A 25,644-nucleotide genomic window follows, 5' to 3' on the forward strand; every position below is an offset into this window, starting at 1 on the left:
CATGCGACCGCGCCGGCTGTGGACCGCACTGGTCGCCCTGGGACTGCTCTTCGCGGCGGCCTGCGCGAGCGAGGGGGCACCGGCGGCGGAAGCACCCGTACCGAACGGCTGGGAGGTCGTGTTCCGCGAGGAGTTCGACGGTGGGCGCCTCGACACGGACCGCTGGGCCACCTGCTACGACTGGAACCGCGACGGCTGCACCAACGCGGGCAACGACGAGGAGCAGTGGTACCTGCCCGGACAGGTGACCGTGGGACAGGGCGCCCTGACCCTGAGCGCCGAGCGGCGCGCCACCCGGGGCAGCGACGGCACGACGTACCCCTGGCGGTCCGGGATGATCTCCACCGGCCGCGACGACTGGTACGGCGACCCGCGCGAGACGTTCACCTACGGCTACTTCGAGGCCGCCATCCGCATCCCGCGTGAGGCGGGGATGTTCCCGGCGTTCTGGCTGATGCCCGCGTCCCGGTTCACACCCCCCGAACTGGACATCATGGAGTTCCTCGGGACCACCCAGGAGGTCTCCATGTACGCGCACTGGAAGGGACCGGAGGCCGACGAGCGCGCCAAGGGCTCCTTCGGACCCGTCGACTTCCCGGCCGGCTACCACGAGTTCGGGCTGCTGTGGACCTCCGACGAGCTGAGCTGGTACGTGGACGGGGTGCGGCGGTTCCGGGTCACCGAACCGGAGCGGATCCCGCACGTCCCCATGGAGATGCTGCTCAACCTGGCTGTCGGAGTCCCCGACTCGCCGCCCGCCTCGGTGGATTCGGCCCGGATGGCCGTGGACTGGGTGCGGGTCTGGCAGCCGTGACCGCGAGCGCTCAGGGCGGCGCGGCGGGGCGCGGCAGCGCCGGGTAGGGGCGGCCGACACCGGCCCGCAGCCGCCGGTAGGCACGCCACGCCCGGGTGCGGGGCCGCTCCGGGAACGGCGCGACCGGCGCTCCGGCACCCCGCGCCCAGGACCGGAACCGCTCCGGGCCGGTGTCGGCGCGCACCATCAGCCGGGCGATGCGCAACGGTTCGTCCTCGGTCGAGCTGAAGCCGTGCCGGACGGCGGTGGCCGACGTCCAGCCCGCCTCCCGCACGAGGTCACGGACCGAGCGGCTGGAGTACCCGTGCGGATAGGCGAACGCGTCCACGCGGTGACCCAGTTCGTCCTGGAGGCGGGCCTTGCAGTCCTCGATCTCGGCCCGGGCACGGTGCCGGGGCAGCACGTCCAGCTGCGGATGCGTACGGGTGTGCCCACCGATCTCGACGCCGGCCGCGTCCAGTTCGGCGACGTCCCGCCAGGTCAGCATGGCGGCGGGCGGGAACGCGCCCGCACGTGCCGCGCCGAGGGCGTCCGTGACGACGTACAGGGTCGCGGGGAGTCCGCGCGCGGCGAGCAGCGGCGCCACGACGGAGCGGAAGTCGGCGAAGCCGTCGTCGAAGGTGAGCACGGCGGGGCGGGGTGGCAGCGGCGGGCCGCCCCGCAACGCCGACACGAGGCTGCGCAGCGGGACCACGGTCAGCCCGGCGTCCGCGAGCAGCCGGATCTGGTCGGCGAAGTCGCCGGGCCGCACGGTGAACGGCGCGATCCAGGAGGGCGGGTCGGCGCAGACCGAGTGGTACACGAAGACGGGGACGGGGTGGCACGGCACGCCGGATCACCTCGCCAGGGGTGCCCGCACGGACCCCACGGCGTACCCCGCGGCGGTGGCGCCGACGCCCAGCGAGAGCGCGGCCACGGTCCGGGCGGGCGCGATCCGCCCCGGGCGCAGGGCGTCGCGGACGGCACGCGGGATGGTCGAGCGCAGATAGGCCCGCTCGCTGGACAGCGCGGTGGCACCCACGCTGTGCCGGGCCACCGCGGCCTTGGACAGCCCTTCCGCGTAGCAGCGCGACCGGTAGTACGACCAACTGGCGCGTCCGGCAGGCACCTTGTGGCGGACGGCCGCCGAGGGGTCGTAGAGCAGTAGCGCGTCGGGGTCGCGGGCCGTGATCCGCAGGCACAGCTCCGTCTCCTCGCAGCCCAGCGGCCGGGTGCCCACCCGTCCGAGGTCGGTGCGGAAGCCGCCGGCGGCGAGCAGCCGCGCCCTGCGGAAGGACATGTTGGCCCCGATGAAGTTGCGCACCGGGGAGGGCTCCTCGGGCAGCCCCCGGTACGAGCAGCCGACCACCCAGTCGAACTCGGGCGGGAACCAGTCGGGGCGCCCGGACTGCCACCACGGCGCGACGAGTCCGCCCACACCGGCCACCCGGGGGTCGGCGTATCTGCTCAGCAGGCGTTCCGTCCACGCGGGTTCGGCGACCGCGTCGTCGTCCAGGAAGGCCACCACCTCCGACACGGCGGTCCGCACCCCGGTGTTGCGTGCCCCGGACAGCCCTCTGCGTTCCCGGTTGGCGACGACCCGGGCCGCCGTCAGCCGTTCGGCCGCGCGCCGGAGGAGGGCGGGGCAGTGGTCGACGACCAGCACGATCTCGTCCGGGGGGTGCCGCTGGGACTCCAACGAGGCGATGGCGGCCCGGAGATCGTCCCAGCGGTCGAGCGTGTACGCGCACACGACGACGGAGAGGCTCGGTGCGGTGTTCATGAGGTACTCCCGAAGGTGGGCACCAGCCAGCGGGACCGCCAGATCAGCAGCGGCGCCGCGACGAGGCACTCGGCGAGCAGCCATGCGACCCCGGCACCCGTCACGCCGAGCACCGGCAGCAGCAGCCAGGACAGCCCGAGGACCAGGACGCACAGCGCGACCTGGAGGCCGACGACGAGACGCATGCGCCGGCGCGCCCGCAGCACGTCCACGGCCACGCTGAACAGCAGGTTGGGCAGCGCGGCCAGGGCCAGCAGTCGCAGCACGGTGGTGGCGTGTTCGGCGTAGCCCGGTCCGAACAGGGCGAGGATCCAGGGGGCGCCGACCACGATGACGAAGACCCCGGCGGCCAGCAGCGTCCCGGAGTGGCGCAGCACCCGCAGCCCGTGGTCGACCAGCCGCTCGGGCCGGCGCACCACCTCGACGACGAGGGAGCTGCCCATGTTGCGCACCACCAGGAACAGCACGTAGCCGATGATCCAGGCGAGCGAGAACCAGGCGCTCTGGTCCGGGCCCAGCGAGTTGAGCACGAGCAGCGGCACCAGGGTGTACGCGGCCATCCGGAACAGCGAACCGGCGTAGTCGGCCGCGGCGTAGCTCAGCAGCCGTGGCGGGCGCGCCGACTCGGGGTTGTCCCGTTCGTGGCTCGGCACCGCCCGCCGCAGCAGCAGATAGTTGGCGACCAGCAGCGACACGAACAGGGCGCCCGCCCACGACACCAGGATGCCGGAGCGCACCGCAAGCAGGGCACCACCGGCCAGCAGCAGGATCTTGGCCGCCGCGAAGACCATGTTCTCGGCGATCACCCAGCCCGGCCGGCGCAGGGCGGTGAGGGCGCCGTCCTGGAGGACGAAGATCGTGTAGGCGGCGGTCGCCGCGACGAAGCAGGCGCCCAGCGCCGGATGGCGCAGGAAGTCCAGGTCGGGGGCGAGGACCGGGACGAGGGCGACGAAGACGACGGCGACCAGGGCGCTCCATGCGGCGCTCACGGCGTAACTGGCGAGCAGGAGCTTGCGGGTGTGCCGGCCCGAGCACGGCAGGAAGCGGATCAGGAAGTCGTTCAGGTTCAGCTGGCCGATGTTGGCCAGCAGCAGGGAGGCGGAGAGCGCCGAGTAGCTGAGCCCGATGTCCTCGTCGTCGTACCAGTGGGTGGCGAACAGCCAGAAGATGGAGCCGACTCCGGCGTTGACCAGTGAACCGATCGCCAGGAGATGGCCGTTGCGCACCAACGGCTCGCTGGGCAGCACCCGTGCCACCCCGGCCCGTACCGCCGTCGCCACGGAGCGGCGGCCACCGGTCGCGGGGGTGCCGGCCGGGGCGCCGGCGCGCTCGGCCTCCCTGACGTCGCGTGAGGCGTACACGGCCTCTCCTCAGTCCGGTGCGGCGTCCGCGCCGTTGAGCCGGCGGCTGCGCAGATAGCCGAAGGGCCCGTACAGCAGTCCGCGCAGCTCCAGCAGGGCGAGCCGCCGGGACCAGGCGGTGTCCTCGGTCATCCGGTCGTGCGTCCGGGTCAGGGCGAGCAGGACGCCTCCGGGCAGGGCACGCAGCAGGGCGGGCAGCATACGGGGCTCGTGGAGCAGGGCGGCCGTCAGATAGGCCCCGAGCCCGGCGCCGTAGCCGAACGCCTGGCGGTCCAGGGCGTCGTGCGTGCGCCGATGGCGGTGCCAGACGACCGCGTCGGGCTGGTAGGCGAGGGTCTGACCGGCCGCCAGGACCCGGAAGAAGGCCAGGAGGTCGTCCCCGCCGCGGGCCGGGGTGCCCACGCCCGTCGCCGGGTCGAAGCCGCCGAGGGCACGCAACGCGTCCACCCGGAAGGCCATGTTGGTGCCGGAGCCGAAGCGGCCGGCGGTGAACGGGAACAGCGGGTCGTCCGGCGGGCGGCTCAGCGAGAAGGTGCGGAACTCGTACCCCTTCGCGAACTGCCCGTGCCGCTCCAGGGCGTTCTGGGCGGGCGTGCGCAGCTCGGCCGGGACGATCAGACCGGTGACACAGGTCGTCGCCGGGTCGTGCGCGAAGCCCTCCACGAGGGCGGGCAGCCAGTGCGGGTCGACCAGGGTGTCGTCGTCGGTGAACGCGGCGATGTGGCCGCGGGCCGCCGCGAGGCCCTTGTTGTGGGCGTGGGCCAGACCGGGCCGCGGCTCCCTGAGGTAGCGCAGCCGATGCCGGTACGCGCCGAGGACGAGCCGCGCGGTGGCGTCGTCGGCCGGGGCGTTGTCCACGACGATCACTTCGAACCACGGGTACTCGGTGCGCAGCAGCGCGTCGAGGCACTGTCGGAGCATCTTTGGGCGGTTGTGCGTGGCGACGATGACGCTGGCGGGCGGTCTCGCGAAGGAGGGGGTGCCGGTCCGGGACCCGGCCGCTGCGGTGTGCGGATGCCGGCTCGCGGCCTCGGCCAGGGCGAGCCACAGTTCGGTCGGGTTGTCGGGGCCGCCGGTCGCGCTGACCAGCCCGAGCGGATGGCCCGGCAGCCGCACCAGCGCCAGGACCGGTGCACGGGGGCGGACCGAGCCCTGGCCGCCGGGGGGACGGAACTCGTGCGGCCGCGCCAGGTCCATGTCGACCACGTCGACCGGGGTGTACGGGGCCTCGGGGCGCCGGGCGCCCGCCGCGGTGTGCCGGGACGGGGCCGGCAGGGGCAGCCGGGTGACGCTCATGCCGCGCCCCGCTCCGCCCGCGCCGCCTTCCAGGCCGCCGGCCGCTCGGCGAGCAGCGTGCGCAGGACGCGCTGGCCGTCGGAGATGGCGTGCAGATTGGACCGGCCGCTGCGGCGCGGCAGTTCGAGGCTCGGGACCTCCGCGATACGCAGCCCGGAGCACAGGGCGTGCGTGATCATCTCGGTCTCGATCTCGAAGCCGGAGGAGTGCAGGTCGAGGTCGTCCAGGAAGCTGCGGCGGAAGGCGCAGAAGCCGTAGCAGAGGTCGGTGAGCGACGCGTCGTACAGACGGTTCACGGCCGCCAGCAGGACGCGGTTGCCGAACTGCCGGAAGTGGGTGATGTCCAGGGAGCCGCCGCCCGCGATGAACCGGGACCCCTTCACGAAGTCGTACCCGTGGTCCAGGAAGTGCAGGAAGTGCGGGATCTCGCCGGGGGACATGCTGCCGTCGGCGTCCATCATGACGATGTGGTCGCCGGTCGCGGCGTCGAAGCCGGTGCGCAGCGCGTTGCCCTTGCCGGGGCCCCGCTGCGGGACGCTGCGCACCGTGGGCAGACAGTCCTGGGCCATGTGCAGGGTCGCGTCGACCGAGGAGCCGTCGACGAGGATCACCTCGTCCACACAGTCCGGGATCTGGGAGAAGACCCAGGGGATGTTGCGCGCCTCGTTCAAAGCCGGCACCACCAGGCTCACGGTTGCGCGCGGGGGCGGTCGGTCCTCCGCCCGGCGCAGTGGGTGGTCGTCCGGCCGCGTCAGGAGGGCGGTCCGGTGGTCGAGGCGGGAGCTGTTCGTCTTCATGATGCCGTCTCCGCGGAGGTGCTGCGGCGGATGCCCGGTGTACGTCGACGCCATACGCTTACGTCGTATACATCTTCTAAGTGAATATTCTGCTCTTATCGGGCAAATGGTCAAGCGGGGGAGCCGTCGGACAGCCGGACGGCCCCGCCGCCGGGGCGACGGGGCCGGAGAACACGACGGGGTGGCCGGTTCAGCTCCTGACCATCAACTGGAAGTCGAACGCGTACCGCGAAGCCCGGTAGATGTGCGTGCCGTACTCCACCGCCCGGCCCGTGTCGTCGTACGCCGTGCGCTGCATCGTCAGCAGGGCCGCGCCCTCCTGTTCGTCGAGGCGGGTGCCCTCCTCGGCGGTGGCGCGGCGGGCGCCGACCGTCTGGTGGGCGCTGTGCAGGGTGATGCCGACCGCCCGCATCATCCGGTACAGGCCGGTCGCCTCGAGGCGGGCCGTGTCCAGGTCGAGCAGGTCCGCCGGCAGGTGGTTGCACAGGATCGCCACGGGGTGGCCGTGCGTGCTGCGCAGTCGCTCCAGGACCGTGACCTCGGCGCCCTCCGCGATGCCCAGGGCGGCGGCCACGTCGGCCGGGGCCGGGACGCGCTCGTTGCGGACGACCCGGGTCGTCGGGCCCTGCCCGGCCGCCTCCAGGTCGTCGTAGAGGCTGCTCAGCTCCAGGGGGCGTTTCACCTGGCGGTGGACCACCTGTGTGCCCACCCCGCGCCGCCGGACAAGGAGGCCCTTGTCGACCAGGGACTGGATGGCCTGCCGGACGGTGGGCCGGGACAGGCCCAGCCGCACCGACAGGTCGACCTCGTTGCCCAGGAGGTCGCCCGGGGCGAGCGACCCGTGGGCGATCGCCGCCTCCAGCTGCTGCGCGAGCTGGTGGTACAGCGGCACCGGACTGCCCCGGTCCAGGGCGAAGCCCAGCGGGTCCAGCGCGGAGACGGATCCGGCACGGGCGGCGCCGCGGGTCCTGGCCATGGGACGAACCTCCCTGTCGGGTCGGGAACTGCCGGGTTACGAGTTGCTGGGGAAACCGAGGTTGATGCCGCCGTCGGACGGGTCCGGCCAGCGCGTGGTGATCACCTTTCCCTGGGTGTAGAAGGCGATCCCGTCGTTGCCGTACACGTGCAGGTCGCCGAAGAGGGAGTCCTTCCAGCCGCCGAAGGAGTGGTAGCCGACGGGCACCGGGATCGGGACGTTCACGCCGACCATGCCCGCCTTCACCTCCAGCTGGAAGCGGCGGGCGGCGCCGCCGTCACGGGTGAAGATCGCGGTCCCGTTGCCCCAGCGGGAGTCGTTGATGAGCTTCAGAGCCTCCTCGTACGTCTCCGCGCGCACCACGCACAGCACCGGGCCGAAGATCTCGTCCCGGTACGCGTCCGCCGTCAGCGGCACCCGGTCCAGCAGCGAGACGCCGAGGAAGAAGCCGTCCTCGTGGCCCTCGACCGTGTGGCCGGTGCCGTCCACGACGACCTCGGCGCCCTGCGCGGCGGCCGACGCCACGTACGACGCCACCTTGTCGCGGTGCTCACGGGTGATCAGCGGGCCCATCTCGGAGGCCGGGTCGTCACCGGGGCCGACACGCAGGTTCCGGGCGCGGTCGGCGATCTTCGCGACCAGCTCGTCCCCCGTGCCGCCGACCGCGACCACGACCGACACCGCCATGCAGCGCTCGCCCGCCGAGCCGTACGCGGCGTTGATCGCCTGGTCGGCCGCGAGGTCCAGATCGGCGTCGGGCAGCACCAGCATGTGGTTCTTGGCGCCGCCGAGGGCCTGCACCCGCTTGCCGTGCTCGACGGCCTTCAGCTGGATGTACCGCGCGATCGGCGTCGAGCCGACGAACGACACCGCCTCGACGTCCGGGTGCTCGAGCAGCCGGTCCACGGCCACCTTGTCGCCCTGCACGACGTTCAGCACACCCTCCGGCAGCCCCGCCTCGGAGGCCAGCCGAGCCAGCAGCAGGGACGCCGACGGGTCCTTCTCGGACGGCTTCAGCACGAAGGTGTTGCCGCACGCGATCGCCAGCGGGAACATCCACATCGGCACCATGGCCGGGAAGTTGAACGGCGTGATGCCGGCGACCACGCCCAGCGGCTGCCGGATCGAGGCCACGTCCACCCGGGTCGACACCTGCGTCGACAGCTCGCCCTTGAGCTGCACGGAGATCCCGCAGGCCAGCTCGACGATCTCCATGCCGCGCGCGACCTCGCCGAGCGCGTCGGAGTGCACCTTGCCGTGCTCGGCGGTGATCAGCCGGGCCAGCTCGTCGCGGTGCGCGTCCAGCAGCTCGCGGTACTTGAACAGGATCGCGGTGCGCCGGGCCAGGGACGACGTGCCCCAGCTCTCGAACGCCGTCCGCGCCGAGGCGACCGCCGCGTCGACCTCGGCCACGGTCGCGAAGCCGACCTGCTTCTCCTGGGCGCCGGTGGCCGGGTTGTAGACGGGGCCGTAGCGGCCGGAGGTGCTCTCGACGGGCTTGCCGTCGATCCAGTGGGACAAGGTCGTCAGGACCGTCGTGGTGTCCGGGGACTTCGGGGACGCAGAGGTCGTCATGAGGTGCGGGCCTTTCGGGGGTGGGGCGGGGGAGGAAGGTTCAGAGGTGGTGGCGGCGGGCCGTGACCTGCCGGTCGTAGCGCTCGCGGGCCTCGACGGCGGCCTCGCGTCCGGCGACCTCGGCGACGGGCACGTCCCACCACGCCTCGGCGCCCGGCGAGGTCGCCCGGGTGGTGTCCGTCTCGACGTACACGCAGGTCGGCCGGTCCGAGGCGCGGGCCGCGGCCAGCGCCTCGCGCAGCTCGCCCACGGTCTTGGCGCGCAGCACCTCCATGCCGAGGCTGGCCGCGTTCGCGGCGAGGTCCACGGGCAGCGGGGCGCCGGTGAAGCTGCCGTCGGCCGCCCGGTAGCGGTAGGCGGTGCCGAACCGTTCGCCGCCGGTCTCGGCCGACAGACCGCCGATGGAGGCGTAGCCGTGGTTCTGGAGGAGGACGACGTTGACCGGCAGGCCCTCCTGCACCGCGGTCACGATCTCCGTCGGCATCATCAGGTACGTGCCGTCGCCGACCAGCGCCCACACCGGGGTGTCCGGCGCCGCCTGCTGGACGCCGATCGCGGCCGGGATCTCGTAGCCCATGCAGGAGTAGCCGTACTCCAGGTGGTACTGGCGCGGCGAGCGGGCGCGCCACAGCTTGTGCAGGTCGCCGGGGAGCGAACCGGCCGCGTTGATCACCACGTCGTCGTCGCCGACGACCGCGTCGAGCGCGCCCAGCACCTGGGTCTGTGTCGGCACGGCCGTGTCGTCGTCGGCGAGGTAGGCGGCCTCGACGACCGCGTCCCAGCGCTCCCGGCCGGCCCCGTACTCGGCCTCGTACGCGGCGTCCACGCGGTGCCCGGCGAGCGCCTCGGTGAGAAGGGTGAGCCCGGAGCGGGCGTCGCAGACCAGCGTCCGCGCGGACAGCTTGTGCGCGTCGAAGCCGGTGATGTTGAGGTTCAGGAACCGTACGTCCGGGTTCTGGAAGAGCGTGCCGGACGCCGTCGTGAAGTCGGTGTACCGGGTGCCGACGCCGATCACCAGGTCCGCGGTGCGGGCCAGGTCGTCGCTGGCCGAGGTGCCGGTGTGGCCGATGCCGCCGAGGTCGGCGGGGTGGTCGAAGCGCAGCGAGCCCTTGCCGGCCTGTGTGGAGGCCACGGGGACGCCGGTCGCCTCCACGAACGCCCGCAGCGTGTCCTCGGCCTCGCTGTGGTGCACGCCGCCGCCCGCGACGAGCAGCGGGCGCCGCGCGGAGCGGATCGCCTCGACGGCCGCCGCCAGCTCGGCCGGGTCCGGCGCGGGACGCCGTACGGGCCAGACACGCTCGGCGAGGAACTCGAGCGGCCAGTCGTACGCCTCCGCCTGGACGTCCTGGGGGAGGGCCAGCGTCACCGCGCCGGTCTCGGCGGGGTCGGCGAGCACCCGCATGGCGTGCAGCGCGGACGGGATCAGGGCCTCGGGGCGGGTGATCCGGTCGAAGTAGCGGGAGACCGGGCGCAGTGTGTCGTTGACCGACACGTCCGCCTCGACGGGGTGCTCCAGCTGCTGGAGCAGCGGGTCCGGGGCGTGCGAGGCGAAGTAGTCGCCGGGCAGCAGCAGGACCGGCAGGCGGTTGATGGTGGCGAGGGCCGCGCCGGTGACCAGGTTGGTGGCGCCGGGGCCGATCGACGTCGTCACCGCCTGTGCGGAGAGCCGGTTGCGCTGGCGGGCGTGGCCGACGGCCGCGTGCACCATGGACTGCTCGTTGCGTCCCTGGTGGTACGGCATGGCCTCCTCGCCCGCCTCCAGCAGCGCCTGGCCCACGCCGGCCACGTTGCCGTGCCCGAAGATGCCCCAGGTGCCGGCGATCAGCCGGTGCCGGACACCGTCGCGCTCGGTGTACTGAACGGACAGGAACCGCACCAGCGCCTGGGCGACGGTCAGTCGGACGGTGGATGAGCTCATCGGTGACCTCACTGGGACGGGGCGGTGTAGAGGGGCAGACGGGGGTCGACGGGCTGGTCCGGCCAGGTGCCGCGGATCCAGGCGTGGTCGGGGTGGTCGCAGATCAACCAGGCGCGCTCCTCCTCGGGGCCCGCCATGACGTTCAGGTAGTACATGTGGTGTCCGGGCACCGCCATCGACGGCCCGTGCCAGCCGTCGGGGATCAGCACGACGTCGCCGTCGCGCACCTCCGCGAGGACGTCGGTGCCGCGGCCGTGGCCGGACGGCGAGACGCGCTGGTAGCCGAGGCCGGGGATGCCGTCGTGATGGGCGAACTCGAAGTAGTAGATCTCCTCGAGGACCGACTCCTCGCCGGGCCGGTGCTCGTCGTGCTTGTGAGGCGGGAACGACGACCAGTTGCCGCCGGGCGTGATGACCTCGACCGCGATGAGCCTGTCGCACTCGAAGACCCCGGCCGCGCCGAAGTTGTTCACCTGGCGGGAGGAGTTCCCGGTGCCGCGCAGCTCGACCGGCACCGACGAGGCCGGTCCGTAGCGGGCGGGCAGCCGCCGGGTGCAGCGGGCGCCGGTCAGCGCGAACCGTCCGCCGCCCGGCGAGGTGACGGCCGCCCGGGCGTCGCGCGGCACATAGGCGAAGTCGGTGACGGCCGCGAACACGCTGTCGCGGCCGGTGAGCGTGAAGGTGTCGTGGCCGAAGTCGTCGGTCGCCGTCACCGTGCAGCCGCCGGACAGCGGCAGCACGATCCACTCGCTGTCGCCGGTCTCGAAGGTGTGCGTGCCGCCGGGCGGCAGCTCCAGGACCCGCAGGCTGGAGTACCCCCAGCGGGCCTTCTCGGGGGTGACGTCGACGACGTACGGGCCGCCGAGCGCCTTTCCCGCGGGGAGGTGGTACGTCGTCGCGTCATCGAGCGTCACAGTCGTTCCTCCGCGTCGCAGTGCGTGTCACAACAGGCCGACGGCCGTGTCCACGGCCGTCTCCACAGTGCCCTCGGCCGGGTAGAGCAGCGAGCGGCCGACGACCATGCCCTGGACCGTCGGCAGCCGCAGCGCCTTGCGCCAGCGCTCGTACGCCCCCTCCTGGTCGCCGCCGACCTCGCCGCCGAGCAGGACCACGGGCAGCGTGGAGGTCTCCAGGACCTCGGCCATGTGGTCGGGGTTCTCGGTGACCGGCAGCTTCAGCCAGGTGTAGGCGGAGGTGCCGCCCAGGCCGGAGGCGATGGCGATCGAGCGGGTGACGGCCTCGGCGGACAGGTCGTTGCGCACCTTGCCGTCGATCCGCCGGGACATGAAGGGCTCGACGAACAGCGGCAGCCGGCGTGCGGCCATGGCGTCGACGGCGTGGGCCGAGGACTCCAGGGTGGTCAGCGAGCCGGGGTCGGAGAGGTCGATCCGGACGAGCAGCTTGCCGGCGTCGAACCGCATCCGCTCGATGTCCTCGGCGCGGTGCCCGGTGAAGCGGTCGTCCATCTCGAAGGACGCCCCGGCCAGACCGCCGCGGTTCATGGAGCCCATGACGACCTTGCCGTCGAGGACGCCGAGGAGCAGCAGGTCCTCGAGTATGTCCGCGGTGGCCAGGACCCCGTCGACGCCGGGCCGGGACAGCGCCACGCACAGGCGTTCCAGGAGATCGGCCCGGTTGGCCATGGCGAGGCGCCGGTCGCCGACGCCGAGGGCGCCGCGGGCCGGGTGGTCGGCGGCCACGATCATCAGGCGCCCGCTCGCGCCGATCAGCGGGCGGCGCACCCGCCGGGCGGCGGCCTCCGCGATCGCCTCGGGGTGCCGGGCTCTGACCGCGGTGAGGTCGGGGATGGAGAGACTCAACGAAAACTCCGTTCAGGGGTGGCTCGGCGGGCGCTCATGACGCCCGGGCGAGGAGGTCCTCGACCTCGGACCCGGTGGGCATGGCGGAGGAGCAGGCGAGGCGGGAGGCGACGAGGGCGCCGGCGGCGTTGGCGTGCCGCATGACCTTCTCCAGCTCCCAGCCGGACAGCAGGCCGTGGACGAGGGAGCCGCCGAAGGCGTCGCCCGCGCCCAGCCCGTTGACGACTTCGACCGGGACCGGCGGCACCTCGGCCCGGGTGCCGTCGCGGTGGACGGCCAGCACGCCCTTGGGGCCCTGCTTGACGACCGCCAGCTCGACGCCGGCCGCGAGCAGCGCCTGGGCGCACGCCTCTGGCTCGCGGACGCCGGTGGCGACCTCGCACTCGTCGAGGTTGCCGACGGCGACCGTGGCGTGCCGCAGTGCCTCGGCGTAGTACGGGCGGGCCTGGTCGGGGTCGCGCCAGAACATGGGGCGCCAGTCGAGGTCGAAGACCGTGGTGCCGGCCTCGGCGCGATGGGCGAGGGCCGCGAGGGTCGCCGTACGGCTGGGCTCCTCGCTCAGGCCGGTGCCGGTGATCCAGAAGACCCGGGCCGCGCGGATCGCGTCGAGGTCCAGCTCGTCGGTGCGGATCTCCAGGTCGGGGGCCTTGGGCTGCCGGTAGAAGTACAGCGGGAAGTCGTCGGGAGGGAAGATCTCGCAGAACGTCACGGGGGTCGGGTGGGCGGCGACCGGGGTCACCCAGCGGTCGTCCACGCCGAAGTCCTTCAGCGCCTCGTGCAGGTACGCGCCGAACGGGTCGGCGCCGGTGCGCGTGATCACGGCGGTCTCGCGGCCGAGCCGGGCGGCGGCGACGGCGACGTTCGCGGCCGATCCGCCGAGGAACTTGCCGAACGTCTCCACCCGCTCCAGAGGGAGGCCGGACTGCAGGGGGTAGAGGTCGACTCCTATTCTTCCCATCGTGATCAAGTCGAAGGGCTTGGCTGTCTCGGCCATGCGTGACGCTCCTAGAGCTGGACAGGGGGTGCGGGTCCCGAGGGGCCTGCCGCCTCCCAGGTGTAGGACGCGGAGGCCGACGCTGTCAATAGTTTGTACTTACATTCGGACCTGAGCGTGAAATGATGTCTTAACAAAGTATTGACAGCGAGCGCATCTAGGGATTTGATCCCGTCCCAGCGCAACCGTCGTGTTCCACGGCACACTGCCCGGCCCAGGGAAGGTCCGGACCGTGTAACCCGGTGATCACCCTTTCCCCCCGTCGCACACCCGTCGCACAGTGAGGTGCTGGAAAGATGGACCGCTCTTACCCCCGCTCGCGCAAGCTGGCCTCCGTCGTGGCCGTGGCCGCCGCGGCCGCGCTCACCCTCGCAGGCTGCTCCAGCAGCTCCGGCGGCAAGGAGTCCGAGGAGGGCGGGGCGAACGCCTCTGCGGGCAAGGCCGACACGCCCCGTATGACGGTCGCCCTCGTGACGCACCAGTCGCCCGGCGACACCTTCTGGGACATCGTCCGCAAGGGCGCCGAGGCGGCCGCCGCCAAGGACAACATCAAGCTCATCTACTCCGCCGACCCCAACGCCGGAAGCCAGGCCAACCTGGTGCAGAACGCCATCGACCAGAAGGTCGACGGCATCGCGATCACCCTGGCCAAGCCGGACGCCCTCAAGGACGTCGTGAACAAGGCCAAGGCGCAGAACATCCCCGTAGTCGGCCTGAACTCCGGCGTCAGCGAGTGGCAGAAGCTCGGCCTGACGGAGTTCTTCGGGCAGGACGAGACGGTGGCCGGCGAGGCCCTCGGCAAGCGGCTCAACGAGTCCGGCGCCAAGAAGGCCGTCTGTGTCATCCAGGAGCAGGGCAACATCGGCCTCACCCAGCGCTGCGACGGTGTGAAAAAGACCTTCGAGGGCTCCCTGGAGACCCTGAACGTCAACGGCACGGACATGCCGAGCGTCAAGTCCACGATCACCGCCAAACTGAAGACGGACAGCGACATCGACTACGTCGTCGCGCTCGGCGCCCCGTTCGCGCTGACGTCGGTGCAGTCGGTGGCGGAGTCCGGCAGCAAGGCCAAGGTCGCGACCTTCGACCTCAACAAGGAACTGACCGGAGCGATCAGCAAGGGCGACATCGAGTTCGCCGTCGACCAGCAGCCCTACCTCCAGGGATACCTGGCGATCGACTCCCTGTGGCTGTACAAGAACAACGGCAACTACATGGGCGGCGGCGAGGCGCCGGTGCTGACCGGACCCGCGTTCGTCGACAAGACGAACGTCGAGACCATCGACAAGTTCGCCGCGAAGGGCACTCGGTGATGAGCATGACCCGACAGGCTGAGCCGGCGGTGACCACACCGCCGGCCCCCGGCCCGGGCAAGGAGACCGACGGGCGCACCGCCCGGCGCCCCCTGGCGCTGCGGCTGCTCGCCCGGCCCGAGGTCGGCGTCTTCCTCGGCGCCGTCGCGGTGCTGGTGTTCTTCCTGGCCACGGCGCCGGCCGTACGCGACGGCAGCTCGATGGCGAACATCCTGTACCAGTCGTCGACCATCGGGATCATGGCGCTGCCCGTGGCCCTGCTGATGATCGGCGGCGAGTTCGACCTGTCGGCCGGCGTCGCCGTGGTCACCTCCGCCCTGACCGCGAGCATGGTCAGCTACCAGCTGACCATGAACGTCTGGGTCGGTGTGATCGTCGCCCTCGTCGTCTCGCTGGCGGTCGGCCTCTTCAACGGCTGGATGCTGGTGAAGACCGGGCTGCCGAGCTTCCTGGTCACCCTGGGCACCTTCCTGATCCTCCAGGGCGTCAACCTCGCGGTGACCAAGCTGATCACCGGCAACGTCGCCACCGACGACATCAGCGACATGGACGGCTTCGACCAGGCCAAGGCGATCTTCGCCTCGTCGTTCGAGATCGGCGACGTCAACGTCAAGATCACCGTCGTGTGGTGGCTGGTCTTCGCGGCCCTCGCCACCTGGGTGCTGCTCCGCACCAAGTACGGCAACTGGATCTTCGCCGTCGGCGGCAACAAGGACAGCGCCCGGGCCGTCGGCGTCCCCGTGACGTTCACCAAGATCTCGCTGTTCATGCTGGTCGGCTTCGGAGCCTGGTTCGTCGGCATGCACCAGCTGTTCTCGTTCAACACCGTGCAGTCCGGCGAGGGCGTCGGACAGGAGCTCATCTACATCGCGGCGGCGGTCATCGGCGGCTGTCTCCTCACCGGCGGAGCCGGCTCGGCCATCGGCCCGGTCTTCGGCGCCTTCATGTTCGGCATGGTCCAGCAGGGCATCGTCTACGCCGGCTGGAACCCCGACTGGTTCAAGGCGTTCCTCGGCGTGATGCTCCTCGGCGCCGTCCTCATCAACCAGTGGGTCCAGCGCACGGCGACCAGGAGGTGACCGACATGACCACCGAAGGAACCGGCACGCGGAGTGCCGTGAAGGACCAGACCCCCGGCGGGGACGCCCCGCTCGTCGAACTGCGCGGCGCGGGCAAGTCATACGGCAACATCCGCGCCCTGCACGGCGTCGACCTGAAGGTCTTCCCCAGCCAGGTCACCTGCGTCCTCGGCGACAACGGCGCCGGCAAGTCCACCCTCATCAAGATCATCTCCGGGCTGCACCAGCACACCGAGGGAGAGTTCCTGGTGGACGGGGCGCCGGTGCGCTTCTCCACCCCGCGCGAGGCCCTCGACCGGGGCATCGCCACCGTGTACCAGGACCTCGCCGTCGTCCCGCTGATGCCCGTCTGGCGCAATTTCTTCCTCGGCTCCGAGATGACCAAGGGCCCCTGGCCCCTGCGCCGCCTCGACATCGAGCGGATGAAGAAGACCGCCGACGAGGAACTGCGCAACATGGGCATCGTCCTCGACGACCTGGAGCAGCCCATCGGCACGCTCTCCGGCGGCCAGCGCCAGTGCGTGGCCATCGCCCGCGCCGTCTACTTCGGCGCCCGCGTCCTCATCCTGGACGAGCCCACCGCGGCCCTCGGCGTCAAGCAGTCCGGTGTGGTGCTGAAGTACATCGCCGCCGCCCGCGACCGCGGCCTCGGCGTCATCTTCATCACCCACAACCCGCACCACGCCTATATGGTCGGCGACCACTTCAGCGTCCTGCGCCTGGGCACCATGGAGCTCAACGCCTCCCGGGACGAGGTGAGCCTCGAAGAGCTCACCAACCACATGGCCGGCGGCACCGAACTCGCCGCCCTCAAGCACGAGCTGTCGCAGGTCCGCGGCGTCGACGTGGAGGAGCTGCCGGAAGCCGACGCCCTCACCGCACCCGTGGCCTCCTCGGAAGGGAAGTCCTGACATGCCAGCACCGCTGGACCGCATCCGGGTGGGCTCGGCCCCCGACTCCTGGGGCGTCTGGTTCCCCGACGACCCCGTCCAGGTGCCCTGGGACCGCTTCCTCGACGAGGTCTCCGAGGCCGGCTACGACTGGATCGAGCTGGGACCGTACGGCTATCTGCCCACCGACCCGGCCCGGCTGACCGACGAGATCATCCGGCGCGGCCTCAAGGTCTCCGCCGGCACGATCTTCACCGGACTGCACCGGGGCCCCGACGTCTGGGACTCCACCTGGGAGCACGTCACCGAGGTCGCCTCGCTGACCCAGGCCATGGGCGCCAAGCACCTCGTCGTCATCCCGTCCTTCTGGCGCGACGACAAGACCGCCGAGATCCTGGAGCCCTACGAGCTCACCAGTGAGCAGTGGGGGCACCTCACCAAGGGCATGGAGCGGCTCGGCCACGAGGTGCGCGAGCGGTTCGGGCTGGACATCGTCGTGCACCCGCACGCCGACACCCACATCGACACCGAGGCCCACGTCGAGCGGTTCCTCGACTCGACCGACGCCGACCTCGTCAACCTCTGCCTGGACACCGGGCACTACGCCTACTGCGGTGGCGACAGCGTCAAGCTGATCGAGACCTACGGCGAGCGCATCGGCTATCTGCACCTCAAGCAGGTGGACCCGGAGATCCTCGCGGACGTCGTGAAGAACGGCGTCCCGTTCGGACCCGCCGTGGCCCGCGGCGTCATGTGCGAGCCCCCGGCCGGCGTGCCGGAGCTCGGCCCGGTCCTGGAGGCCGCGCAGAAGCTGGACGTCGACCTGTTCGCGATCGTCGAGCAGGACATGTACCCCTGCGAGCCGGACAAGCCCCTGCCCATCGCGGTCCGCACCCGCAGGTTCCTGAGGTCCTGCGGCGCCTGACGCCCCCGAGAGGACGGCCGAACGCATGACCCACCGTCCGGACGAACTGGGCGTCGCCGTCATCGGCACCGGGAAGATGGGCGCCGACCATGTGCGCCGTATCGAGGAGACCGTCAGCGGGGCCCGTGTGACCGCCGTGGTGGACGTCGACCGGGGACGCGCCGAGGCCGTCGCGTCCCGGATCGACGGCTGCGCCGTCCACACCGACCTCGCCGCCGCGATGGCCTCGCCCGACGTCGACGCGGTCGTCGTCGCCTCACCCGGCCCCGCCCACGAGGCGGCGCTCATGGCGGCGTTCGCGCACGACCTGCCGGTGCTGTGCGAAAAGCCCCTCACCCCGGACCCGGCCGCCGCGCTGCGCGTGGTCGAGGCCGAGTGCTCCCTCGGCCGGCGCCGGATCCAGGTCGGCTTCATGCGGCGCTACGACGCCGAGTACGCGCGGCTGAAGGCGCTGCTGGACACGGGCCGGCTGGGCCGCCCGCTGCTGCTGCACAACCGGCACCGCAACGTGGCGAGTCCACCCGGCTGGACCTCCTCGATGCTCATCGAGGACTCCGTGTCCCACGAGATGGACGTGACCCGCTGGCTCCTCGGCCACGAGATCACGGCCGTCACCGTGCACACCCCGACCCCGTCCGGCGACGCCCCGAACGGGGTCCGCGACCCCCAGTTCGTCGTCTTCGAGACCGACGGCGGAGCCGTCGTCGACGTCGAGATCTTCGTCAACTGCGGCTTCGGCTACCAGGTCCAGGCCGAGGTCGTCTGCGAACGCGGCACCGCCCGCGTCGGCGACGGCCACGCCCTGGTCACCCAGACCGCAGGCCACTGGGGCGGCACCGTTGCCCAGGACTACCTGGAACGCTTCGCCGACGCCTACGACCGCGAGGTCCAGGCCTGGGTCGACGCCACCCGCCGGGGCGAGGTGACGGGCCCGAGCGCCTGGGACGGCTACGCCGTCGCGGCGGTGTCCGCGGCGGGCGTACGGGCCCTGACGGAGGGCGGCCGGGTGCCGGTGGAACTGGCGGAACGGCCGGCGCTGTACGGGACATGACGGCGCGGGCCCCCGCGCCGTCATGCCGTTCCTAGAGCGTGGTCCGCGGCCGGGTCGGGAGGCCCGCCGCGCGGTAGCACGCGTCGATCAGCGTCATCGTCTCCACCGCGTCGTCCGCGTCCAGGGGCAGCGGTGCCCCGTGCCGCAGACGCGCGGCCAGCGCCTCCAGTTGGTACGTGTACGACGAGCGGGTGCCGAGGTGTTCCGTGCGTTCGCCCTCGGGGGTGCGGATCACGACCCGGTCGTCCTGGTGCGGCAGCACGAAGTTCGGGGCGAACGCCTCGCCCCGGGAGCCGACGATCCGGCAGCTCATCTCCAGCGTGCCGTACGCCATGTGGCAGCGGGCCGACGCGCGCGCCCCGCCGGGGAACTCCAGCTCCGCGTCCAGCCATTCGTCGACGCCGGGCGCCCCGGCCCGTTCGCCGGCCCGGGCCGACAGCAGCCGGGGCGCCCCGCCCGCCCAGGGGGCCAGCATCCGTGTCGCGTGCAGTCCGTAGCAGCCGAGGTCCATCAGGGCGCCGCCCGCCAGCGCCAGTGACCAGCGGGGGTCGGTGTCGTCCGGGGCCGGGATCGCGACCAGGGTCTCCACCCGGCGCAGCGTGCCCAGTTCACCCCCGGCGAGGAGTTCGTGCAGCCGGCGGGTGACCGGGTGGAACAGGTAGTGGAACGCCTCCATGAAGACCGTGCCGGACGCCGTGGCGGCCCGGCGCACCTCGTCCGCCTCCTCGGCGTCGCTCGCCGACGGCTTCTCCGTCAGGACGTGCTTGCCGGCCGCGAGCGCGGCGAGGTTCCACGGGCCGTGCAGCCCGTTGGCGAGCGGGTTGTAGACGACCTCGACGTCCGGGTCGGCCAGCAGCTCGGCGTACGAGCCGGCCACCCGCTCGACGCCGTGCGCGGCGGCGAACGCCTCGGCGCGGGACCGGTCACGCGCGGCCACCGCGACGAGGCGATGGCCGCCCGCGCGGGCCGGACCCACGAGGGAGCGCTCGGTGATGCGTGCCGCGCCCAGGACGCCGACGCGCAATGGTTCCGGCACGGACCCGTTCACGCCCGTCGCACCTCCTCGATCGTCACCGGGCGGTGCTCCCGCAGCGACAGCGTGCAGGCGTCCGCGATCCAGCCCGCCTCCAGGGCGTCCTCCACGGTGCAGGGGGACGGCCGGGAGCCGGCCACGACCTCGGTGAACGCGGTGAGTTCGGCGCGGTAGGCGTCGGTGAAGCGGTCCATGAAGAAGTCGTGCGGGGTGCCCGCGGGGAAGGTCACGCCGGGCTCCACGGAACGCAGCGGCAGCTTGTCCTCCAGACCCACCGCGATGGAGTCCTCGAACCCGTGGATCTCCATCCGTACGTCGTAACCCCGCGCGTTGTGGCGGGAGTTGGACACGACCGCGATCGTGCCGTCGTCCAGGGTGAGGATCGCGCCGGTGGTGTCGGCGTCGCCCGCGTCCGCGATGTAGTCGGCGCCCTTGTTGCCGCCGACGGCGTACACCTCACGGACCTCGCGCCCGGTCACCCAGCGGATGATGTCGAAGTCGTGCACCGAGCAGTCGCGGAAGATGCCACCGGAGGCGGCGATGTACGCGGCGGGCGGCGGCGCCGGGTCCAGCGTGGTCGACCGCACGGTGTGCAGCGCGCCCAGCTCACCGCTCGTGACGGCGGCGCGCGCGGCGACGAACCCGGCGTCGAAACGCCGGTTGTAGCCGATCTGGATCGGCACGTCCTTGTCCTGGACGGCCTTGAGGACCTGGACGCCCTCGCTCATGGTGCGGGCGACGGGCTTCTCGCAGAAGACCGGGATGCCCGCCTCGACCCCGGCGAGGATCAGCGCGGGGTGGGCGTCGGTCGCGGCGGCGACGACGATGCCGTCCACACCGGCCGACAGCAGGGCCTGCGGCGAGTCCACGACCTCGGCGCCGAACCGCTCCGCGGCTGCCTTGGCGGCGTCCGTGAACGGGTCGGTGACGACGAGGGAGTCCACCACGTCGAGACCGGCGAGGGTCTCGGCGTGGAAGGCGCCGATACGGCCGAGGCCGAGGATTCCGATACGCATGCTTCAACTTCCTTGTCGAGCGGGGGAGTACGGGGAGAGGGAGGGTGCTGCTAGTCGAGGCCGCCGAGGACGTTCTGGTCCCAGTCGATCACCGAGCCGGTGACCACCCCGGACCGCTCCGACAGCAGGAACACCACGAAGTCGGCGATCTCGTCCGGCTGGCCCAGCTTGCCCATCGGCAGCCTGGCGGCGGCCTGCTCCCGCCAGTCGTCGGACGCGGCGTGGAACGTCTTCTGGGTGACGTCCTCGCCCTCGGTCGCCGTCCAGCCGATGTTCAGGCCGTTGATCCGGACGCGGTCCCAGCGGTGGGCGTGCGCGGCGTTGCGGGTGAGGCCCATCAGCCCGGCCTTGGCGGCGACGTACGGCGCCAGGAACGGCTGTCCGCCGTGCGCGGAGGACGTGATGATGTTGACGATCGTGCCGGGCTCCCCGCGCGTCACCATGTCGGCCACGGCGGCCTGCATGGCGAAGAACGGCGCCTTCAAGTTGATGGCGATGTGCTGGTCGAACAGCTCGGGCGTGGTGTCCAGGAGCGTGCCCCGGGACGTCAGCCCCGCCGAGTTGACCAGGCAGTCGATCCGGCCGTACGCGGCGACGACCTCGGCGACCGAGGACCTGGCCCGCTCGGCGTCGGCGAGGTCGGCGCGCACGAACAGCGCCCGGCCGCCGGCGGCCGTCAGCTCGGCCACCAGGGCCTCGCCGGGCTCCGCGCGGCGCCCGGTGACGGCCACGGCCGCCCCTTCGCGCACGGCGGCCCGGGCGACGGCGGCACCGACGCCCTGACTGCCGCCGTTGACGAGGACGACCTTGTCGTCGAGAAGTCCCATGGGTGTTCCGGGTCCTTTCGGTGGGTCAGCTCGTGCGCCGCTCGGCGCCGGCCCGCAGCTGCGCGCGCAGCGCCTCGGGCGGCAGGCCCTCGGCGAGCGCCCGCCGGACGAGATCCGCCTGGGACGGCGGGGCCAGCCCGTCGACCGGCGGGTCGCTGTCGAGGTTCGTGGGGAACGGGTAGCCCTCGGCGCTCGCCGCGATCACGTTCTGCGCCCAGTCCGCGCCGGCGCCCGCGGCGAGCCGGGCCAGCAGCACGGGGTAGACGGCGTTCGCCACGGCCTCGCGGTCCACGGTCTCCATGGCCCGCCCGAACGCCGACGACACCTGCAGCAGGTTGGCGGTGCGCCGGATGTCCGCCGAGCGGTTGGTGCCGGCGGCGTGGAACAGCGCCGGGTTGAAGAAGACCGCGTCGCCCTTGGCGAGCGGGAGCTGCACGTGGTGCGTCTCGAAGTACTCCTGGAACGCGGGCAGCCGCCACGCGAGATAGCCGGGCTCGTAACGCTGGGAGTGGGGCAGGTACATCGTCGGCCCGGACTCCACCGGCATGTCGCAGTGCGCGACCGCGCCCTGGAGGGTGAGCACGGGGGACAGGGCGTGCACGTGCGCCGGATAGGCGGCCGCCACCTCGTTGGAGAGGAAGCCCAGGTGGTAGTCGCGGTGCACGGTCTGCGCGGCGCCGCCCGGGTTGACCACGTTCACCTGCGAGGTGACCTGGTAGCCGGGGCCCAGCCAGGCGCTCGACACCAGGGCCAGCATGTCGTTGCCGTAGTAGTCGGCGAAGGCGGCCGGGTCGTACAGGGCGGCCTTCTCCAGGGCGTTCCAGATCCGGTCGTTGGCGCCGGGCTTGGCGAAGTGGTCCCCGGCGGCGGCGCCCGAGGCGCGCTGCTCGGCGATGAGCGCGTCGAACACCGCGGTCAGCCGGTCCACGACCACCGGGTCGGGGAAGGCGCCCTCGAGGACCACGATGCCGGGCCCGTCCGCGAGCGCGCGCACCAGCTCGGCGCGCACCTCCCGCGGGTCGCCGGCCGCCCGCAGACGGTCGCTGTCGTACAGCAGGACGCCCTGTTCCACGGCACGGGCGTGCGGGTAGTCGGCGCGGTCCGTGGTCCGTTCGACCAGCTCGCGGAGGTCCGCGAGATCGCAGTCGCGCTCGGACAGCCAGACCTGGCGGTGCGCGGAAGTGAGAGACATCGTCGTCCTCTCGATGACAGGGGCGGCTCGGTGATGCCATTCTTGTCCTGACAATCACCTCGAACAACCAGCAGGAAGCCATCAAAAACCCCTCAGGAGCCGTCGTATGGGCCACCCCTTCCCGATCAGGGAGATCGCACGTCAGGCGGGTCTGAGCGAGGCCACGGTCGACCGGGTCCTGAACGGCCGCACAGGGGTGCGCGAGAGCACCGCGCGCGAGGTCCACCAGGCCATCGCCGACCTGGACCGCCAGCGCACCCAGGTCCGCCTCCAGGGCCGTACCTTCATGGTCGACATGGTGGTGCAGGCGCCGCAGCGGTTCACCACGGCCGTCCGCGCGGCCCTGGAGGCCGAACTGCCGTCCCTGCACCCGGCCGTCGTGCGCTCCCGCTTCCACTTCCGGGAGACCGGCCCGGTCGCCGAGCTGACCGGCACGCTCGACCGCATCGCCCGGCGCGGCTCGCAGGGCGTGATCCTCAAGGCCCCGGACGTCCCCGAGGTCACCGCCGCCGTCGCCCGGCTCGTGGACGCAGGCATCCCCGTCGTCACCCTGGTCACGGACCTGCCCGCCACCGCCCGGCTCGCCTACGTCGGCATCGACAACCGCGCCGCTGGCGCCACCGCCGCCTATCTGATGGGCCAGTGGCTGGGGGACCGGCCCGGCAATGTGCTGACCAGCCTCAGCAGCGGGTTCTTCCGCAACGAGGAGGAACGCGAGATGGGCTTCCGCAGCGCCATGCGGAGCCTGCACCCCGACCGCACCCTCGTGGAGATCGCCGAGGGCCAGGGCCTGGACGCCACCCAGTACGACCTGGTGCGGGCCGCGCTGGACCGCGACCCGGACATCCGTGCCGTCTACTCCATCGGCGGCGGGAACATCGCCACCCTGCGCGCCTTCGAGGACCTCGGCCGCGAGTGCGCGGTGTTCGTCGCCCACGACCTCGACGAGGACAACACGCGGCTGCTGCGCGAGCACCGACTGTCCGTCGTGCTCCACCACGACCTGCGGCACGATCTGCGCGAGGCGTGCCATGTGGTGATGCGGGCGCACGGTGCGCTGCCCCCGGCAGGACCGACGGTGCCGTCCGCCATCCAGGTCGTGACGCCGTACAACATGCCGGCGCCCATCGGGTGACGGCCCGGGGGCAGGCCCGGGCGTGTACGCCGCGCGCCCGCCGGGAATCACGGGACAGCCCTTACCGTCGGGCGCATGTGGAATTCGATCCCGGACGGCGGCCCGGAGCGGCTGGTGGCGCTCGCCGACGGCGTGTTCGCCATCGCCCTGACCCTGCTCGTCCTGGACTTCTCCGTCCCCCCGGACCTGCCCTCCGACGAGTACGCCGACGCCCTGCGCGAGCTCCTGCCGAACCTCGCCGCGTACGCGCTGAGCGTGCTGGTGCTCGGCGCGTTCTGGCGGGAGAACCGGCGGATCCTCGGCTATGTCCGGCAGGTCGACGGGCAGCTGATCGGGCTGTCGATCCTGGGCCTGGGCGTCGCGGCCCTGCTGCCGTTCCCCACGAAACTCCTCGCCGAGTACGGCCGGGAGCCCGAGTCGGTCGCCGTGTACGCGGCGACGGTGGCCGCCCTCGGCGCCGCCGACCTCGCGGTGGTCGTCCTGCTGGCCCGGCGCCCCTGGCTGCGCGGCCCGGCGGGACCACCCGAGGGGTTCCGGCTGTTCGTCCTCGACCTCGCGGTGACGGTGGTCGTGTTCGTCGCCAGCGTGCCCCTCGCCCTCGCGTACGGCCCGGGCGCCATGTGGCTCTGGGCGGCCATGGCTCCCATCAAGGTGCTGATCGGCCGCCGGTCCCAGCGGGCGCGCTGACGCGGGCCCTCAGCCCTCCGCGGCCACGTCCACCCAACTGCCGCTGTCCGCCGAGCGCACCATCGCGTCCAGTACGGCCGCACTGCGCACCGCGTCGTCCAGCGTGGCCCCGTAGGGCGTGTCCTCGGCGATCGAGCGCAGGAACCGGTACGCCTCGACCACCTTGAGGTCGTCGTAGCCCATCGCGTTCGCCGCGCCCGGCTGGAACGCGCCGAACTCGCCGTCGCCGGGCCCCACATGGACGGTGGCGACCGGCTGGTCCTGGTAGGCGGTGCCATGGCTGACCCGCAGTTCGCCCATGCGGCGGAAGTCCCAGAACACCGCGCCCCGGGTGCCGTGCACCTCGAAGCCGTAGTTGTTCTGCTCGCCGACCGAGACCCGGCACGCCTCCAGCACCCCGCGCGCGCCGGAGGCGAACCGCAGCAGGCAGTTGACGTAGTCCTCGTTCTCGACCGGGCCGAGCTCGCCGGTGGCCAGGGTGTGCCCGGCGGTGGCGCCGGTCGGACGGGCCCGCTCGGGGACGAAGACCGCGGTGTCGGCGGTCAGCGCGGTGATGTCGCCGAGCAGGAAGCGGGCGAGGTCGGCGCCGTGCGAGGCGAGGTCGCCCAGCACGCCGCTGCCGCCGCGTTCACGCTCGTACCGCCAGGTCAGCGCGCCCTGCGGATGCGCCGCGTAGTCGCTGAACAGGCGGATGCGCACATGCGTCACGGTGCCGATCTCGCCGGACGCGACGAGGTCGCGGGCGGCCTCTACGGCGGGCGCGTTGCGGTAGTTGAAGCCGACGGCGCTGTGCACGCCGGCCCGGGCGGCCGCGTCGGCCACGGCCCGGGCGTCGGCGGCGGTCAGCCCGACCGGCTTCTCGATCCAGAGGTGCTTGCCGGCCTCGGCCATAGCGACGCCGATCTCCCGGTGCAGGAAGTTCGGCGCGGTGACGCTGACCGCCTTGATGCGCGGGTCGGCGGCCACCTCGCGCCAGTCCCGGGTCGCCGTGGCGAACCCGAAGCGCGCGGCGGCCTCCTCGGCGCGGCCCGGCACCTCCTCGGCGACCGTCACCAGCTCCGGGCGCAGCGGCAGGTCCGGGTAGTGGTGCGGGAGGCGGGCGTACGCCTGTGTGTGCACGCGCCCCATCCAGCCGAATCCGACGACGGCGACGCCGAGCGTGTCCACCATTGCAGCCCTTCAT

At 72.4% G+C, this 25,644-nt stretch carries 24 protein-coding genes; 8 read left to right on the forward strand and 16 right to left on the reverse strand.

The features are described 5' to 3' along the window. Position 1 precedes the first annotated feature (1 nt). Positions 2-814, forward strand: a complete 813-nt coding sequence (locus DC008_RS29970) for a glycoside hydrolase family 16 protein (RefSeq protein ID WP_108709646.1) — start codon at positions 2-4, stop codon at positions 812-814. Between the two features lie 10 nt (positions 815-824). Here DC008_RS29970 and DC008_RS29975 read toward each other — a convergent pair whose 3' ends face one another. The 11 genes from DC008_RS29975 to iolC all read right to left on the reverse strand — a co-directional run bounded on the left by DC008_RS29975 (position 825) and on the right by iolC (position 13,313). After that, positions 825-1,643, reverse strand: coding sequence for a polysaccharide deacetylase family protein (locus DC008_RS29975; RefSeq protein ID WP_108709647.1), 819 nt, complete (start codon positions 1,641-1,643; stop codon positions 825-827). A 6-nt stretch (positions 1,644-1,649) separates the two neighbouring features. Continuing rightward, a complete protein-coding gene (locus DC008_RS29980) occupies positions 1,650-2,576 on the reverse strand; it encodes a glycosyltransferase family 2 protein (protein ID WP_108709648.1) in 927 nt (308 codons plus the stop codon). Then, positions 2,573-3,937, reverse strand: a complete 1,365-nt coding sequence (locus tag DC008_RS29985; RefSeq protein WP_123954044.1) for a lipopolysaccharide biosynthesis protein — start codon at positions 3,935-3,937, stop codon at positions 2,573-2,575. Before DC008_RS29985 ends, DC008_RS29980 begins: the two co-directional genes overlap by 4 nt. A gap of 9 nt (positions 3,938-3,946) precedes the next feature. Beyond that, on the reverse strand, positions 3,947-5,233 hold the full coding sequence (locus DC008_RS29995; protein WP_108709650.1) for a glycosyltransferase family 2 protein: 1,287 nt from the start codon (positions 5,231-5,233) through the stop codon (positions 3,947-3,949). After that, positions 5,230-6,030 carry a glycosyltransferase family 2 protein gene (locus DC008_RS30000; protein WP_108710930.1) on the reverse strand — a complete coding sequence of 267 codons (801 nt, stop codon included), beginning with the start codon at positions 6,028-6,030 and terminating at the stop codon, positions 5,230-5,232. The genes DC008_RS29995 and DC008_RS30000 overlap by 4 nt, the downstream gene beginning before the upstream one ends. A 190-nt stretch (positions 6,031-6,220) precedes the next feature. Next, a complete protein-coding gene (locus DC008_RS30005) occupies positions 6,221-7,006 on the reverse strand; it encodes a GntR family transcriptional regulator (protein WP_108709651.1) in 786 nt (261 codons plus the stop codon). Positions 7,007-7,042: 36 nt separating this feature from the next. Beyond that, a complete protein-coding gene (locus tag DC008_RS30010) occupies positions 7,043-8,536 on the reverse strand; it encodes a CoA-acylating methylmalonate-semialdehyde dehydrogenase (protein ID WP_108710931.1) in 1,494 nt (497 codons plus the stop codon). An 85-nt stretch (positions 8,537-8,621) separates the two neighbouring features. Continuing rightward, positions 8,622-10,499 (reverse strand): 3D-(3,5/4)-trihydroxycyclohexane-1,2-dione acylhydrolase (decyclizing), encoded by a 1,878-nt coding sequence (iolD, locus tag DC008_RS30015; protein ID WP_108709652.1) that lies wholly within the window; start codon positions 10,497-10,499, stop codon positions 8,622-8,624. Positions 10,500-10,507: 8 nt separating this feature from the next. Next, on the reverse strand, positions 10,508-11,413 hold the full coding sequence (iolB, locus tag DC008_RS30020; protein ID WP_108709653.1) for a 5-deoxy-glucuronate isomerase: 906 nt from the start codon (positions 11,411-11,413) through the stop codon (positions 10,508-10,510). 27 nt (positions 11,414-11,440) lie between these two features. Next, positions 11,441-12,319 (reverse strand): Cgl0159 family (beta/alpha)8-fold protein, encoded by an 879-nt coding sequence (locus tag DC008_RS30025; protein WP_108709654.1) that lies wholly within the window; start codon positions 12,317-12,319, stop codon positions 11,441-11,443. Positions 12,320-12,353: 34 nt separating this feature from the next. Beyond that, positions 12,354-13,313 carry a 5-dehydro-2-deoxygluconokinase gene (gene iolC, locus DC008_RS30030; RefSeq protein WP_108709655.1) on the reverse strand — a complete coding sequence of 320 codons (960 nt, stop codon included), beginning with the start codon at positions 13,311-13,313 and terminating at the stop codon, positions 12,354-12,356. Positions 13,314-13,609: 296 nt separating this feature from the next. Here iolC and DC008_RS30035 point away from each other — a divergent pair, with 296 nt between their 5' ends. Genes DC008_RS30035 through DC008_RS30055 form a run of 5 tightly spaced genes read left to right on the forward strand, consistent with a single transcriptional unit; the run spans position 13,610 to position 18,571 of the window. Continuing rightward, entirely contained in the window at positions 13,610-14,626 is a 1,017-nt protein-coding gene (locus DC008_RS30035) for a sugar ABC transporter substrate-binding protein (protein ID WP_108709656.1), read from the forward strand. After that, complete coding sequence (locus DC008_RS30040; protein ID WP_108709657.1) at positions 14,626-15,705, forward strand: ABC transporter permease; 1,080 nt, start codon at positions 14,626-14,628, stop codon at positions 15,703-15,705. Before DC008_RS30035 ends, DC008_RS30040 begins: the two co-directional genes overlap by 1 nt. A gap of 5 nt (positions 15,706-15,710) precedes the next feature. Beyond that, positions 15,711-16,616: an ATP-binding cassette domain-containing protein gene (locus tag DC008_RS30045; protein WP_108710932.1), complete on the forward strand. Its 906-nt coding sequence runs from the start codon at positions 15,711-15,713 to the stop codon at positions 16,614-16,616. A 1-nt stretch (position 16,617) separates the two neighbouring features. Continuing rightward, complete coding sequence (locus DC008_RS30050; protein WP_108709658.1) at positions 16,618-17,520, forward strand: sugar phosphate isomerase/epimerase family protein; 903 nt, start codon at positions 16,618-16,620, stop codon at positions 17,518-17,520. A 25-nt stretch (positions 17,521-17,545) separates the two neighbouring features. Beyond that, positions 17,546-18,571 carry a Gfo/Idh/MocA family protein gene (locus DC008_RS30055; protein WP_108709659.1) on the forward strand — a complete coding sequence of 342 codons (1,026 nt, stop codon included), beginning with the start codon at positions 17,546-17,548 and terminating at the stop codon, positions 18,569-18,571. A 31-nt stretch (positions 18,572-18,602) separates the two neighbouring features. On the opposite strand, the gene DC008_RS30060 is transcribed toward DC008_RS30055, so the two are convergent. The 4 genes from DC008_RS30060 to DC008_RS30075 are packed head-to-tail and all read right to left on the reverse strand — an operon-like array spanning position 18,603 to position 22,639. Then, positions 18,603-19,619: a Gfo/Idh/MocA family protein gene (locus DC008_RS30060; RefSeq protein ID WP_108709660.1), complete on the reverse strand. Its 1,017-nt coding sequence runs from the start codon at positions 19,617-19,619 to the stop codon at positions 18,603-18,605. Further along, complete coding sequence (locus tag DC008_RS30065; RefSeq protein ID WP_108709661.1) at positions 19,616-20,620, reverse strand: Gfo/Idh/MocA family protein; 1,005 nt, start codon at positions 20,618-20,620, stop codon at positions 19,616-19,618. Before DC008_RS30065 ends, DC008_RS30060 begins: the two co-directional genes overlap by 4 nt. Before the next feature lie 50 nt (positions 20,621-20,670). Next, the gene (locus DC008_RS30070; protein ID WP_108709662.1) at positions 20,671-21,447 is read right to left on the reverse strand and encodes an SDR family oxidoreductase; all 777 of its coding nucleotides are present in this window, start codon (positions 21,445-21,447) and stop codon (positions 20,671-20,673) included. A 25-nt stretch (positions 21,448-21,472) separates the two neighbouring features. Further along, the gene (locus DC008_RS30075; RefSeq protein WP_108709663.1) at positions 21,473-22,639 is read right to left on the reverse strand and encodes a phytanoyl-CoA dioxygenase family protein; all 1,167 of its coding nucleotides are present in this window, start codon (positions 22,637-22,639) and stop codon (positions 21,473-21,475) included. A 106-nt stretch (positions 22,640-22,745) separates the two neighbouring features. Between DC008_RS30075 and DC008_RS30080 the strand changes: the two genes are divergently transcribed. Beyond that, a complete protein-coding gene (locus DC008_RS30080) occupies positions 22,746-23,774 on the forward strand; it encodes a LacI family DNA-binding transcriptional regulator (protein WP_055619079.1) in 1,029 nt (342 codons plus the stop codon). Positions 23,775-23,849: 75 nt separating this feature from the next. Further along, positions 23,850-24,461 carry a TMEM175 family protein gene (locus DC008_RS30085; protein ID WP_208646028.1) on the forward strand — a complete coding sequence of 204 codons (612 nt, stop codon included), beginning with the start codon at positions 23,850-23,852 and terminating at the stop codon, positions 24,459-24,461. Positions 24,462-24,470: 9 nt separating this feature from the next. Here the strand turns inward: DC008_RS30085 and DC008_RS30090 are convergent, their stop codons facing one another. Then, on the reverse strand, positions 24,471-25,631 hold the full coding sequence (locus DC008_RS30090; RefSeq protein WP_108709664.1) for a Gfo/Idh/MocA family protein: 1,161 nt from the start codon (positions 25,629-25,631) through the stop codon (positions 24,471-24,473). Positions 25,632-25,644: the final 13 nt, after the last annotated feature.

The sequence above is a fragment of the Streptomyces nigra genome, assembly GCF_003074055.1.
Lineage (GTDB): Bacteria > Actinomycetota > Actinomycetes > Streptomycetales > Streptomycetaceae > Streptomyces > Streptomyces nigra.

Excerpts from the sequence above, each read along its gene's own strand:
- iolD (WP_108709652.1), bottom strand. The coding sequence starts at position 10,499 with ATGAGCTCATCCACCGTCCGACTGACCGTCGCCCAGGCGCTGGTGCGG.
- iolC (WP_108709655.1), bottom strand. The coding sequence starts at position 13,313 with ATGGCCGAGACAGCCAAGCCCTTCGACTTGATCACGATGGGAAGAATA.
- DC008_RS30065 (WP_108709661.1), bottom strand. The coding sequence starts at position 20,620 with ATGCGTATCGGAATCCTCGGCCTCGGCCGTATCGGCGCCTTCCACGCC.
- DC008_RS29980 (WP_108709648.1), bottom strand. The coding sequence starts at position 2,576 with ATGAACACCGCACCGAGCCTCTCCGTCGTCGTGTGCGCGTACACGCTC.
- DC008_RS30040 (WP_108709657.1), top strand. The coding sequence starts at position 14,626 with ATGAGCATGACCCGACAGGCTGAGCCGGCGGTGACCACACCGCCGGCC.
- DC008_RS30085 (WP_208646028.1), top strand. The coding sequence starts at position 23,850 with ATGTGGAATTCGATCCCGGACGGCGGCCCGGAGCGGCTGGTGGCGCTC.
- DC008_RS30000 (WP_108710930.1), bottom strand. The coding sequence starts at position 6,030 with ATGAAGACGAACAGCTCCCGCCTCGACCACCGGACCGCCCTCCTGACG.
- DC008_RS30090 (WP_108709664.1), bottom strand. The coding sequence starts at position 25,631 with ATGGTGGACACGCTCGGCGTCGCCGTCGTCGGATTCGGCTGGATGGGG.
- DC008_RS30035 (WP_108709656.1), top strand. The coding sequence starts at position 13,610 with ATGGACCGCTCTTACCCCCGCTCGCGCAAGCTGGCCTCCGTCGTGGCC.
- DC008_RS30050 (WP_108709658.1), top strand. The coding sequence starts at position 16,618 with ATGCCAGCACCGCTGGACCGCATCCGGGTGGGCTCGGCCCCCGACTCC.
- DC008_RS30075 (WP_108709663.1), bottom strand. The coding sequence starts at position 22,639 with ATGTCTCTCACTTCCGCGCACCGCCAGGTCTGGCTGTCCGAGCGCGAC.
- DC008_RS29970 (WP_108709646.1), top strand. The coding sequence starts at position 2 with ATGCGACCGCGCCGGCTGTGGACCGCACTGGTCGCCCTGGGACTGCTC.
- DC008_RS30045 (WP_108710932.1), top strand. The coding sequence starts at position 15,711 with ATGACCACCGAAGGAACCGGCACGCGGAGTGCCGTGAAGGACCAGACC.
- DC008_RS29995 (WP_108709650.1), bottom strand. The coding sequence starts at position 5,233 with ATGAGCGTCACCCGGCTGCCCCTGCCGGCCCCGTCCCGGCACACCGCG.
- DC008_RS30070 (WP_108709662.1), bottom strand. The coding sequence starts at position 21,447 with ATGGGACTTCTCGACGACAAGGTCGTCCTCGTCAACGGCGGCAGTCAG.
- DC008_RS30080 (WP_055619079.1), top strand. The coding sequence starts at position 22,746 with ATGGGCCACCCCTTCCCGATCAGGGAGATCGCACGTCAGGCGGGTCTG.
- DC008_RS30005 (WP_108709651.1), bottom strand. The coding sequence starts at position 7,006 with ATGGCCAGGACCCGCGGCGCCGCCCGTGCCGGATCCGTCTCCGCGCTG.
- DC008_RS30055 (WP_108709659.1), top strand. The coding sequence starts at position 17,546 with ATGACCCACCGTCCGGACGAACTGGGCGTCGCCGTCATCGGCACCGGG.